Here is a 12,453-nt window from a genome sequence, read left to right as displayed (position 1 = left end):
CCTGATACGGCCGGGGCAGACACCTAGGAGAAACACCATGCCGAGGCCCACCAAGGGTGCCCGTATGGGCGGCAGCGCCGCGCACGAGAAGCTGCTCCTCGCGAACCTCGCGAAGGCGCTGTTCGAGCACGGCCGCATCACCACCACCGAGGCGAAGGCGCGCAAGCTGCGTCCGTACGCCGAGCGTCTGGTCACCAAGGCGAAGAAGGGCGACCTTCACAACCGCCGTCAGGTGCTCCAGGTCATCACGGACAAGAGCATCGTCCACACGCTCTTCACCGAGATCGGCCCGCGGTACGAGAACCGTCCCGGTGGCTACACCCGCATCACCAAGATCGGTAACCGCCGGGGCGACAACGCGCCCATGGCCGTCATCGAGCTGGTCGAGGCGCTGACGGTGGCGCAGGAGGCGACCGGCGAGGCCGAGGCCGCCACCAAGCGCGCGGTCAAGGAAGACGCCCTCAAGAAGGACGAGGCCGCCGAGGCCCCGGCCGAGCCCGCCGCGGAAGCGGCCGAGGAGAGCGCCAAGGACGAAGAGTCCAAGGACGCCTGAGGCACTGCCTTGCGCCGAGCGGGTCCGTCCCTTGCGGGGGCGGGCCCGCTTCCGCGTTGCTGAGAGGATCTAGGGGTGAGCGAGGAAGTACAACCCGGGTTCGTACGGGTGCGGCTGGACCTTTCCTACGACGGGACCGGGTTCTCGGGCTGGGCCAAGCAGGCCGGCGGGCGGCGGACCGTGCAGGGGGAGATCGAGGACGCGCTGCGGACCGTGACGCGCTCCGGCGCCGCGACGTGCGAGCTGACCGTGGCCGGCCGTACCGACGCCGGGGTGCACGCGCGGGGACAGGTCGCCCATGTGGACCTGGAGCGCGGCGTCTGGGCCGAGCACCACACCAAGCTGCTCAAGCGGCTCGCCGGACGGCTGCCGAGGGATGTGCGGGTGTGGGCTCTCAGGGAGGCGCCCAGTGGCTTCGACGCCCGGTTCTCCGCGGTCTGGCGGCGGTACGCCTACCGCGTCACCGACAACCCGGGCGGGGTGGACCCGCTGCTGCGCGGGCACGTGCTGTGGCACGACTGGCCGCTCGACGTCGACGCGATGAACGAGGCGGCCCGCGCACTGCTGGGGGAGCACGACTTCGCCGCGTACTGCAAGCGGCGGGAGGGCGCGACGACGATCCGTACGCTCCAGGAGCTGAGCCTGGTGCGGGGCGCGGACGGGATCATCACGGCGACCGTGCGGGCGGACGCCTTCTGCCACAACATGGTGCGTTCGCTCATCGGCGCGCTGCTGTTCGTCGGCGACGGCCACCGTCCGCCGGACTGGCCGGGCGAGGTCCTCGCGGCGGGCGTGCGGGACTCGGCCGTACACGTCGTACGCCCCCACGGCCTGACCCTGGAGGAGGTCGGCTACCCGGCGGACGAACTGCTCGCGGCCCGCAGCAGGGAGGCCCGCAACAAGCGGTCGCTGCCGACGGCCGGCTGCTGCTGAACCGGGCGGGCCCGCTCGGCCGTCCGCCCGGTCGATGAGCGGGCCGGGCACACCGCGCCCCTGCGGTCCGCAGGACGGTGGTGCGCAAGGCGCTTGTCCCCGCGGTGGGCGGCATCGGCGGCGTCTCGCGCCCGGACGCGGGGCACCACGCCGAGACCCCGCGCGGCCCCGCGCCAGGACCCCGCGCGGCGCCGGGCGCCGGTGACCCGCCGGTCCGGCGCCGCGGCGTCGGCTACTCGTCCGCCGCCGCCGACGCCTGGGCCTCGCCCCTGCGGCGGATCTGACGGAACGTGAACTCCTGGAGGTCGTCGCCGGTGGAGAAGACGGCCGTGTCCCCGGTCGTCACGTCCCTGCCGTCCGTGAAGCCGGCGAGGGTGAAGTAGGCGTAGCGGCCGTAGGAGTTGGTGGTCGAGCGGCAGACCGCGCCGACGCAGAAGTCCTTGACGCCGCCGCCCGCGAGGGACTTGACGATGCTCTTGTCGTCGGCCTGCTGCTTGGCCCGGGTCGCCTGGGCCTCGGTGCCGAAGACGGCCACGCCGACCGTCACCGCGACACCGTCCTTGGTGTAGGTGACACGGAGCAGGCGGGTGCAGCCGTTGTCGGTGAGGACCTTGGGGAGCGTGGCCTTGGCGGCCGACACGCAGTTCCCGGTGTCGGCCGTCGGGCCCTTCTTGTACACCGTCTCGCCCATGGTCAGCTGGGTGCCCGGGAACAGGACGTCCGGGCTCAGCGGAGCCTTGTCCTTCTTCGCGCTGGCGATGAAGTCCTTCGGGTCCAGCGGGGGCGGGGCACTCGTCGGGGCGAACGACGGGACCGTGCTCGTGGCGCTCGGCAGGCCGGTGGCCCCGGGCAGCTGGGACGAGGCGCCCGGAGAGGCCTGGTCACCGCCGTTGGCCGAGACGACGGCCACGGCAACCGCCGCGCCTATCGCGACGGTGGCGAGTGCGCCGCCGCCTATGAACAGCAGCCTGCGCCGCTTGGCGCGCGCCTCGGAGGCGTCGGCGAGCGCGGCCCAGTCGGGTGACTGGCCGGAGCCGCCGCTGTTCCAGGGCTGCTGGGAATTCGGTTTCCAGGGATCCCACTGCTGCTGAGGTCCCCCCTGCCCAAAACTCATGGGGCGCATCTTAGACGGGGCAAGGGGTGTGCTGGTCCGCCCCAACGTGCCGGACAGGCCCTAGCGTTGCCCCCATGGTGACGGGCAAAAGCGACATCTCCGGGTGGTTGGTGCGTCCTGCGGGCGGGGCCCTGTGGGCCGGACTGGCGGCGCTGCTGGGGGCTCTGACGGTCCATGCGGTGCGGGTGACCTCGGACGGAGGGATGGACAACGCGATCGTCGTGGACGCCGCGCGGACCTGGCTGGCGGGTGGTTCGCCGTATGACGATCCGCACTTCCTCTATTTCCCGAGCGCGGTCATGGCCGCCGTGCCGCAGGCGCTGCTGCCGCGGCCGGTGCTCGGGGTGCTGGTGCCGCCGGCGGTGACCGCCGCGCTCGCGCTGGGCTGGGCCTGCGCCCTGCGGCTGCACCGGGTGCCGCTGCACAGCAGGCTCGCCGCCCTCGGTCTGCTGGGCCTGGTGGCCGGCTTCGCGCCGTTCGGGCACCTGGTGCGGCTGGGCAACTGGACGGTGTCGGCCGCGCTGGCGCTGCCGCTGTGCCTGCTGCTGGCGAGCCGGGGCCGCTGGGTGGCGGCGGGCACGGTGGTCGGGGTGGCCGTGGCGCTCAAGCCGCTGCTCGCGCCGATGGTGCTGCTGTTCCTCTTCGCCCGCCGGTGGCGGGCGCTGGCCGCGCTGGTGCTGGTGCCGGCGGTGGCCTCGGCGGGGGCGGCGCTGCTGCTCCCGGACCCCGCGGGCTTCCTCACCCGCACGCTGCCCTTCCTGCTGCGCGGCGACGACCCCTTCGTGCGGTTCTACGAGGCCTCGCCGGTGGCGGTGCTGCCCCGGCTCGGCGTGCCCGGGGCCCTCGCCGCGCTGCTCGGGCTGCTCGCGGCCGCGGCGGGGGTGGTGTGCGCGTACCGGCGCTGGCGCGGGCCCGGTCCGGTGCCGCTCAGGCTGACGGAGACCTCCGCGGGGCTGATGCTCTCGGCGTTCCTGGTCTCCCGGCCCTCCTACGACCACTACCTCCTGGTCGTCCTGCCGCTGCTGCTCGCCGGTCTGCCGTACGCCGGCGGGGTGGCCCGGCGGCCCTGGTTCTGGCTCGCCCTGGTGCCGCAGCTGCCGGGGGTGACCTGGCCGTGGCTGGAGTCGGCGCGGCGCCGGGCCTTCCGGGACGCCCTCACCCTGTGTGCGCTGACGGCGACGGTGGCGCGCCACTGCGTGCGGGGGCCCGGAGGGACCGGTGAGCGGGGAGGGGCGCCCGAGCGGGAGCGTGCGGCCGTGGAAGCGCCGTAGCCCACCGGTGGCGGAGCCGTTTTGACCCGTCCGGCCGAGCATGGGTATTCTGCTTGTTCGTTGTGTGTAGTGGCTTACTCATTCTCACGTGAGGGGCCCTTACACCGGTCCACCGGGCCGATGACCAGCGACCAGCACGCGGTTTGCGTCACCGCTGTGCGGTCAGGGCTGTCGTGATCGTCTTCGGTGACCTTGTCAGGACCATTCACTGAAGAAGCGAAGGCTACGAACCGTGCGTACGTACAGCCCCAAGCCCGGCGATGTGACGCGCCAGTGGCATGTCATCGACGCTCAGGACGTCGTCCTGGGCCGTCTGGCCTCCACTGCGGCCTCCATCCTGCGCGGCAAGCACAAGCCGATCTATGCACCCCACGTCGACACCGGTGACTTCGTCATCATCATCAACGCCGACAAGGTGCACCTCTCCGGCAACAAGCGGACCCAGAAGATGGCGTACCGCCACTCGGGTTACCCGGGTGGTCTGCGCTCCGTCCGCTACGACGAGCTGCTCGCGAAGAACCCCGAGAAGGCCATCGAGAAGGCCGTCAAGGGCATGCTCCCCAAGAACACCCTGGGCCGTCAGATGCTGTCGAAGCTGAAGGTCTACTCGGGCGACCAGCACCCGCACGCTGCCCAGCAGCCGGTGCCGTTCGAGATCACCCAGGTCGCGCAGTAAGTCCGGCCACCCCCTAAGACTGAAGAGAATCTGAGGAGCATCGTGGCCGAGACCACTGCCGAGCAGCCGCTCGAAGAGCTTGACATCGACAGCTACACCACCGAGTCCGAGGTGCCCGTCGAGGGCGAGTACACCTCGGAGTCCATGGCCTCCCGCTTCGGCGAGCCCCAGCCGGCCGCCGGCCTGGGCCGTCGCAAGAACGCCATCGCCCGCGTCCGGATCGTCCCGGGCTCCGGCAAGTGGAAGATCAACGGGCGCACCCTCGAGGACTACTTCCCGAACAAGGTGCACCAGCAGGAAGTCAACGAGCCCTTCAAGGTGCTCGAGCTCGAGGGCCGGTACGACGTCATCGCCCGCATCGCGGGTGGCGGTGTCTCCGGTCAGGCCGGTGCGCTCCGTCTCGGTGTCGCCCGCGCGCTGAACGAGGCGGACGTGGACAACAACCGCGGCCCGCTGAAGAAGGCCGGCTTCCTCAAGCGCGACGACCGTGCGGTCGAGCGCAAGAAGGCCGGTCTGAAGAAGGCCCGCAAGGCCCCGCAGTACAGCAAGCGCTAATCCCGGACGCTCGCGCGTACTCCGAACGCCCCGGCGGCACGCCACGTGCTGTCGGGGCGTTCGTTTTCTCATTGCCGTGGGCGTATAACGGCACAAGGCGCTCAAAGGCTAATGTGATCGGATGGTCGGGCATTGCCGCCGTGGTGTGTGCCCGGGATGCGGAGCCGCACTCGCATCGCGACCGTCGAACACATCACCGGCCTCGTCAGGGGCGCGACCGTCGGCCGCGCGGGCGGTCCGACGCCTGGGCGCGGCCCCGGCCGGTCCCTGGCACGGCTTTCGATACTGACGCTTCCTCAGGAGGACAAGTGGGACGACTCTTCGGCACGGACGGGGTGCGCGGTGTCGCCAATGCGGACCTGACGGCGGAGCTGGCGCTCGGCCTGTCCGTCGCCGCCGCGCACGTACTGGCCGAGGCGGGCACGTTCGAGGGCCACCGGCCCACCGCCGTGGTCGGGCGCGACCCGCGTGCGTCCGGGGAGTTCCTGGAGGCCGCCGTGGTGGCGGGCCTCGCCAGCGCCGGGGTGGACGTGCTGCGGGTCGGCGTGCTGCCGACGCCCGCGGTGGCGCACCTGACCGGCGCGCTCGGCGCCGACCTCGGTGTGATGCTCTCCGCGAGCCACAACGCCATGCCGGACAACGGCATCAAGTTCTTCGCGCGCGGCGGTCACAAGCTCGCCGACGAGCTGGAGGACCGGATCGAGGCCGTGTACGAGGAGCACCGCACCGGCGCCCCCTGGGACCGCCCGACCGGCGCCGGCGTCGGCCGCGTGCGGGACTACGCGGAAGGGCCGGAGAAGTACGTCGCCCATCTCGTCGGCGTCCTGCCGAACCGGCTGGACGGTCTGCGGGTCGTCCTGGACGAGGCGCACGGTGCCGCCGCCCAGGTCTCGCCGGAGGCGTTCACGCAGGCCGGGGCCGAGGTCGTCACCATCGGCGCCGAGCCGGACGGGCTCAACATCAACGACGGCTGCGGCTCGACCCACCTGGACCGGCTGAAGGCCGCGGTCGTCGAGCACGGGGCCGACCTCGGCATCGCGCACGACGGCGACGCCGACCGGTGCCTGGCCGTGGACCACGCCGGCGACGAGGTCGACGGCGACCAGATCCTCGCCGTGCTCGCGCTGGCGATGCGGGAACGCGGCGCACTGCGCTCCGACACCGTCGTCGCGACCGTCATGTCCAACCTGGGCTTCAAGCTGGCCATGGAACGCGAGGGCATCCGGCTCGTGCAGACCGGGGTCGGCGACCGGTACGTCCTGGAGGAGATGAAGGAGAAGGACTACGCCCTCGGCGGCGAGCAGTCCGGCCACGTCATCGTCCTCGACCACGCGACGACCGGCGACGGCACGCTCACCGGCCTGCTGCTCGCGGCGCGGGTCGCCGAGACCGGCCGTACGCTGCGGGACCTGGCCTCGGTGATGGAGCGGCTGCCGCAGGTCCTCGTCAACGTGCCGGACGTGGACAGGTCCCGCGTGAAGACCTCCGCGGAACTCGCCGCGGCCGTCACCGAGGCCGAGCGCGAACTGGGCGGGACGGGCCGCGTACTCCTCCGCCCCTCGGGCACGGAACCGCTGGTCCGCGTCATGGTCGAGGCCGCGGACATCGACCAGGCCCGCTCGGTGGCGAGCCGCCTGGCGGACGCGGTGAAGTCGGCGCTGGGGTAGGCGCGGCGGAAGTCCGGGGAGCCCTCGCTCTCCTGGGACGGAACGGCGGACGGCGGGGGACACCTGGTGGTGTCCCCCGCCGTCCGCTGTTCGGATCGATCAGCTCCGGTGGTTGAGGTTGTCATCCACCAGGAACTCCGGGTAGCCGAAGCGCTGCCCGAGGGCGACGAAGGCGTCGTGGCTCGACGTGTCGACTTCCACGAAGTACGCCTTCATGGCGCGCAGGAACAGCCGGTAGCCCAGGTCGGCGCAGGCCTCGGTGACGACCTGCCGCAGTGCGGGGACGAGACCGTGCACGGCGAGTCCGTAGCCGGGGTTCGAGGCCGCACGGTCCAAGTCGTCCGCGACCGGGCGCATCACCCCCAGGACGGCCTGCCGCGCCTGCTCGTCCCGCACCGGTTGTGGTGGCGGAGGCGTGAAGACGGGATCGTCCTGGCGGACCCGGGTGAGCCAGGCGTCCCCCAGCTCTCGCAGCCAGGCGCGAGCGCCGAAGCCGTACGCCTCCGGATCGAAGGTCCCGTGCGTGGCGCCGAGCCACACCGTACGGATGGTCCCGTCCGGTAGCGGTGACTCGACCAGGCGGCGGATGTCCTGCCCCAGCCGCACGGCTCTGGACCGGTCGAAGTTCTCCACCGCGGATGCGGGGAGCGTGAGCCACCACGCCGACGGCCCGCCCTCGGGAAGGCAGCGCTCGGCGTCCTCCGGGGAGAGCTCGTCGGGGACGTTCCACTTGGAGGTCACCCAGCTGAGCCCGATGTCCTCCACGAAGATGTCTTCAAGGTAATCGCTCAGGGCACCCGGTCCTTTCCCGGTTCTGTCGGTCATGGGTCAGCCTTCCAGGTATGCGGTGTAGACCACGTACTTGGACGGCTTGTGCTTGCCCACGTACTTCAGGCTGATCGACACCTTGTTACCGGCGGCGGACTTGGCCGCGTCGTCGCCGTTCCTCACCCACTTGAAGCCCAAGGACCCCTCGTCGCTGAGAGTCCAGGTGAACGTGAGCAGATCCTTCCGCGGGTCGAAGCCGATCCCCTTCCCGATGCGCTGGGCCTGCTTGGTCCTCCACGTCTCCATTTTGGCGGCGTTGCGAGGCTGTGCGATCCACTGCCTCATGACCTTGTCCACGGCGCGCGCGGCGGTCGCCTCGTCGAGCCACCGCGTCGCGATGCCGCGGGTCGAGGCCAGCGCCTTCTGCTTCATCTGCTCGTCGGTCTTGTTCACGTGGTCACCCAGGGTGTGGGCGCCCTCGAAGCCCTCGTCGCCGATGATGTCGGTGCAGTTGTGGACGAGGACGTCCTGCGGCCGGGTGCCTTCGGTGGTGACGTAGAAGGTGTGCAGTGCGTCGACCGTCAGGTCGAAGACCTCGCGGGACGCCAGCCCGTTCCGGTCCCGGAGACCCGTCACCGCGTGGAAGGTGCCGTCCGGGGTGCGGAGCCGGTCGCCCGTCCGGAGACCGGAGACCAGGGTCCAGCCCTTGCCCTCCACCCAGAACCGGTGGCCGGCGGTGCTGGTGAGGGCCCCGTCCGTCAGGGCGATGTCGATCAGGCGCGTCGTCGGATGCCGGAAGGTGTCGGTTACCGGCTGCATGGCCGACCGCCCGGTCAGCGGGTCACCGGCGAGCAGCAGGTCGCCCACCCGTACGTCCCGGATCGCCTTGCGGGAGCCGTCCGCCATCAGTACCCGGGTGGCGCCCGGGAAACTGTTGACCCGGCAGGCGGTCATCACGTCCTCGTAGGCGTTGACCGTCCCTTCGATCTTGGCGAGGGTCGCGGGGTCGATGCCGTCCAGGGCCTTCAGCGCCTTCAAGGCGTCGGTGACGCCGACTCCCGTGTGCATCGCGGCGTTGAGCGCGTGGAGCGCGTCGCCGACCTTCGCGAACGCCTTGCCCGGGATGAAGTTGCTCGCCGCCCACGCACAGCCGCTGACGCTGCCGTGCCAGCAGTCCACGAAGTCCTGGACCAGGGCCGCCTTCAGGATCTGGTAGACGACGGTCTGCTTGATCAGGTCGAGCTTGCTGAAGTAGTGGGTGACGTCCTTCTTCAGCCCGTTGAAAGGCTGGGTGCTGAGGTACAGCGTGTCTCCGGCCGGGCAGCCGGTGGCCGTGGCGGGTACGTCCGGGTTGGTGCAGAGGAGGAAGTCGACCTCCACGTCGAAGGTCACCGCGAACGTGACCGTGCAGCCCTCGAAGCCGATCTCGATGACGCAGTCGTTCTTCTGCTGGGCGTCGGTGACCTCGACGGTGTCCTCGTCGACCACGTAGAAGACGCCGCCGATGCCCGTGCCGGCGCCCGAGGAGACCTGCTGGTTGGCCTGCTTGCGTTCGGCGGACTCCGCCGCCTCCTGGGCCTCCTCCGCGTACTTCAGGGCGTCCTTCGCGGCCTCCTCCGCCTCGGTGGCGGCGGCGTCCGCGCGGTCGGCGGCCGACCGGGCGTCCCGGGCGGCCTCCTCGGCCTCCGTGGCGGCCGCGCGGGCGGCTGCCGCGTCGAGCGCGGCCTCGTCGGCGGAGTCGCGGGCGTCCTTGGCGTGGCCCTCGGCGCGGCCCGCCGCCTTGTCGGCGGCCTCCGCGTCCTCGGTGGCCTGGCGGTCGTACTCGACCGTGCGGGCCAGTGAGGCGGCGGCCCTGGACGCGGCGGTGGCGGCGTCGGCGGCGTGGCCGAGGGCCTCCTTGGCGTAGCCGCGGGCGTCGGCGGCATGGCCGGCGGCGTTCGCGGCGTGGACGTAGGCCTGCTTCGCGTCACCCTGCGCCTGGTCGGCGAGGTTCTTCGCGGCGGAGGCCTCGGCCTGCGCGTTCTTGGCGTGGGCCTCGGCGACGGCCTTCTGCTGCTCGGCGATCGACTTCGACGCCTGGCCCGTCAGCACCACCAGGCCGGCGGCCGAGTCGGTGTCGACGTAGGGGGAGCCGAGCTGGATCGCGTCGTTGGCGGGCTTGGCGACCTGTGCGGCGGCGTTGCCGGCGTCCGCCGCGGCCTGGGCGGTGACGTGGGCGAAGCCCGCCGCCTTCGCCGACGCGACGAGGGCCTTGGCGGCCTCCTTGCTCGCCTCGTCCGCGTGGGTCTTGGCGGTCTTGGCCTCCTTCTCCGCCTCGGCGGCCAGTTCGACGGCCGCCTTGGCCTCGGACGCGGCGTGCTTCGCCGCCTGGATGGCGTCCGCCGCGGCACTGGTCGCGGTCTTCAGTGCGGCGTCGGCCTTCAGCTTCGCGGCCTGGGCGCCGTCCGCGTGCGCGCGGGCCCGCTTGGCGGCGGCCTCGGCGCGGGTCGCGGCGGCGTCCGCGTCCGCGGCGGCCTTCGTCGCGGCGTCGGCCGCGGAGCGGGCCTTCGTCGCGGCGGCCTCGGCGTCGTCGGCGTGCCCGGTGGCCGCGTCGGCCGCGGCCCTCGCCTCCTGGGCGTTGCTGTCGGACTCGTGCGCCTGGGCGTACGCCTCCTTCGCGTCGGCCCTGGCGCGTGCGGCGTCGGCCTTCTGCTCGGCGTCCCAGGCGTCGTCCCGCAGGTCGCGGGCCTTGTCCCGGGCCTTGACCGCGGCGTCGCGCTTGTCGGACGCCGTGCCCTCGGCCGCCTCGGCCTTGTCCTTGGCGTCCTTGGCCTTCGTGGCCTCGGTCTCGGCGGTCCTCCGGTGCCCGGCCGCCTCGGCCTGCTTGGCGGCGGCCTCCTTCTTCTCCGCCTCGGCCGTCTTCTCCTCGGCCTCGGCCGCCAGGCGCTCGGCGTGGGCCTCGGCGGCGGCCGCCTTGGCCTCACCCTCGGCCTTCACCGTCTCGGCGAGCTTGGCCTCTGCGGTCTCCTTGTCCTTCTTGGCGTTGTCCCGGTGCACCTTGGCCGCGTCGGCGGAGGCCTTCGCCTGCAGCTCGGCGGCGTGGGCGGCCTCCCTGCGGAACTCCGCCTTGGACTGGGCGGCCTGCGCCAGCGCCCGCTGGGCGATGGTCGCGCTGTCGCCGGCGGACGCGCGGGTGGCGGCCTCGGCCGTCTCGCCGGCCTTCACCATCGCCTCCAGCGCCGCCGCGGCGCCCTTGGTGACCTGTGCCTTCTGCTGACCGACCAGCAGACCGCGGCCACGCGGCGCGCCGCGCCCGTCGGCGATGGCGTAGGCGGCCTTCTCCGCCAGTTCGGTGGTGGCCACGGCCTTCCGGGCCGCGGCGGCCCGCGCCTTGAGGAGGGCGAGTTCACTCGCCGCCTTCGCCTGCGCGGCGGCGACACCCTTCTTCGCCTTGTCGAACTGGGCCGTGTCCGGGTAGGACAGGCTGTCGGTGCCCTGGTGGCCGGACGGCTTGATCAGGAACTTCTGCGAAGCGGCGTCCTTGCAGTCCCACAGCCGCGCGTCCGTGCTCTTGGTGAACGCGCTCAGGTCCAGGCACTTGCCGGTGGTGACGCTCTTCAGGGGCGCGGTGGCGCGGACGTCACCCTTCCACGACTGCCCCTTGGACTTGTAGCAGTCCGAGATCTGGATCTTCGTGCCGTTCGCCGAGGCGTTCCCGGCCACGTCCAGGCACTTCTGCGAGGCGACGTTGCGGAGGTGAAGGTCGTTCTCGCTGCCCTCGAGCGTCCACTGCTGGGCCGCGCCGCCACTGCAGGGGTAGATCTGCACGGGCGTGCCGTTGACATCCTTGCCGCCGGCGACGTCCAGGCAGTTGCCCTTCGCACCCGGCACCTCGATCGTCACGTGGCTGTCGCCGATCCAGCCCACCCCGCCGGCGGACCAGTAGTCCTGCCACTGGACGAGGTGGTCGGCGACCCACGAGTTGCCGAGCATCTCCCCGAGCGACTTCGCGCCCGCGGCGAGCGCCTTGGTGGCGTCCTCGTTGGCGTCGAGGATCAGGTCGCGCTGCCCGGCCTGGGCGGCGACCTCCTCCTGCCACTCGACGGCGGCGGTGCCGGCGATCCCGCCCAGCACCTCGCTCGGGTCGATCGGGTCCCGCCAGGCGCAGGACGCGAACCGGGTCTTCAGGTCCTCGACCGCGATGCGGTACTCCGCCGTGCCCGGCTGGGGAGCGGTACGGGGGAAACCCCCGTAGGACAGGAAGAGACGGGCGTCGTCCGCGCCCGCGGGGGGAAAACCGTCCGTCAGGTCCTCGAACGCCCGCTCCTCGTAGTACTGCCGCTGCCGCTCATCATTGGGCAGGGACGGATCGTAGGGCTTCTCGCTGTAGAGCGGAGCGCCGAGGTCGGTGACGGCCTTGACGGTCTGCTCGTCGGCCAGGGGGGTGGGGTCCTCGTAGAAGTCGCCCTCGCTCTTCCAGAACCGGTCGGCGACCCACTGGGTCAGGCCGGTCTGGGAGGAGAAGTCCTCCTCGTCGTCACCGGGCGATCCGGGCGGCCAGTGGAACCCGGTGACGGTGAAGCCGCCGGGCGTCTCGAGCCCGTCGAGGGGCGCTGCCCAGGCGTCCCGGCGGCTGTTGAGCGCGTCCAGTTCCCGGGAAGCGGCGTCCCGGTCCTTGGTGTACGCGGTGGCGAGGGGCGTGTCCTCCCAGTAGTCGCGGTCGGCCAGCTCACGCAGCTTGTCCGGCGGCTGGTTGAGGCCGTCCCGTGCGACGGCGGTCATGGCCGGTCCGCCCAGCCGCAGCACGTCCGACATCAGGCACTGGTCCTCCCGCAGCTGTTCGGCGGCCGTGACCGCGTTCCAGTCGGGAGAGCCGGCTGCGAGAACGGCGTCGTCCGCGGTGGTCCGGCCGAGCGGCTGCGGCTGGGCGGCGAGGC

At 72.2% G+C, this 12,453-nt stretch carries 9 protein-coding genes; 6 read left to right on the top strand and 3 right to left on the bottom strand.

Annotation, left to right across the window (positions count from 1 at the left end):
- Nucleotides 1–37 precede the first annotated feature (37 nt).
- Both rplQ and truA read left to right on the top strand, forming a co-directional pair.
- Entirely contained in the window at nt 38–553 is a 516-nt protein-coding gene (gene rplQ / locus ACF07S_RS03210) for a 50S ribosomal protein L17 (RefSeq protein ID WP_391973299.1), read from the top strand.
- A gap of 75 nt (nt 554–628) precedes the next feature.
- Entirely contained in the window at nt 629–1,486 is an 858-nt protein-coding gene (gene truA / locus ACF07S_RS03205) for a tRNA pseudouridine(38-40) synthase TruA (protein ID WP_391961783.1), read from the top strand.
- 232 nt (nt 1,487–1,718) lie between these two features.
- Here the strand turns inward: truA and ACF07S_RS03200 are convergent, their stop codons facing one another.
- The gene (locus tag ACF07S_RS03200) at nt 1,719–2,600 is read right to left on the bottom strand and encodes a hypothetical protein (RefSeq protein WP_391961782.1); all 882 of its coding nucleotides are present in this window, start codon (nt 2,598–2,600) and stop codon (nt 1,719–1,721) included.
- Nucleotides 2,601–2,674: 74 nt separating this feature from the next.
- Between ACF07S_RS03200 and ACF07S_RS03195 the strand changes: the two genes are divergently transcribed.
- From ACF07S_RS03195 to glmM, 4 genes are all read left to right on the top strand, one after another.
- The gene (locus tag ACF07S_RS03195; protein ID WP_391973298.1) at nt 2,675–3,871 is read left to right on the top strand and encodes a glycosyltransferase family 87 protein; all 1,197 of its coding nucleotides are present in this window, start codon (nt 2,675–2,677) and stop codon (nt 3,869–3,871) included.
- Nucleotides 3,872–4,103: 232 nt separating this feature from the next.
- Nucleotides 4,104–4,547 (top strand): 50S ribosomal protein L13, encoded by a 444-nt coding sequence (rplM, locus tag ACF07S_RS03190; RefSeq protein ID WP_019526965.1) that lies wholly within the window; start codon nt 4,104–4,106, stop codon nt 4,545–4,547.
- A gap of 42 nt (nt 4,548–4,589) precedes the next feature.
- Entirely contained in the window at nt 4,590–5,102 is a 513-nt protein-coding gene (gene rpsI / locus ACF07S_RS03185; protein ID WP_030831638.1) for a 30S ribosomal protein S9, read from the top strand.
- Between the two features lie 308 nt (nt 5,103–5,410).
- A complete protein-coding gene (glmM, locus tag ACF07S_RS03180; RefSeq protein ID WP_391961780.1) occupies nt 5,411–6,769 on the top strand; it encodes a phosphoglucosamine mutase in 1,359 nt (452 codons plus the stop codon).
- A 99-nt stretch (nt 6,770–6,868) separates the two neighbouring features.
- Here glmM and ACF07S_RS03175 read toward each other — a convergent pair whose 3' ends face one another.
- Together ACF07S_RS03175 and ACF07S_RS03170 are read right to left on the bottom strand one after the other, a co-directional pair.
- Complete coding sequence (locus ACF07S_RS03175; protein ID WP_391973297.1) at nt 6,869–7,594, bottom strand: hypothetical protein; 726 nt, start codon at nt 7,592–7,594, stop codon at nt 6,869–6,871.
- Nucleotides 7,595–7,597: 3 nt separating this feature from the next.
- Entirely contained in the window at nt 7,598–12,331 is a 4,734-nt protein-coding gene (locus tag ACF07S_RS03170; RefSeq protein ID WP_391973334.1) for a ricin-type beta-trefoil lectin domain protein, read from the bottom strand.
- Nucleotides 12,332–12,453 lie beyond the last annotated feature (122 nt).

Origin of the sequence: Streptomyces sp. NPDC016640 (assembly GCF_043076215.1) — a bacterium.
Classification (GTDB): Bacteria; Actinomycetota; Actinomycetes; order Streptomycetales; family Streptomycetaceae; genus Streptomyces.
This window is presented reverse-complemented; position numbering and strand designations above follow the sequence as displayed.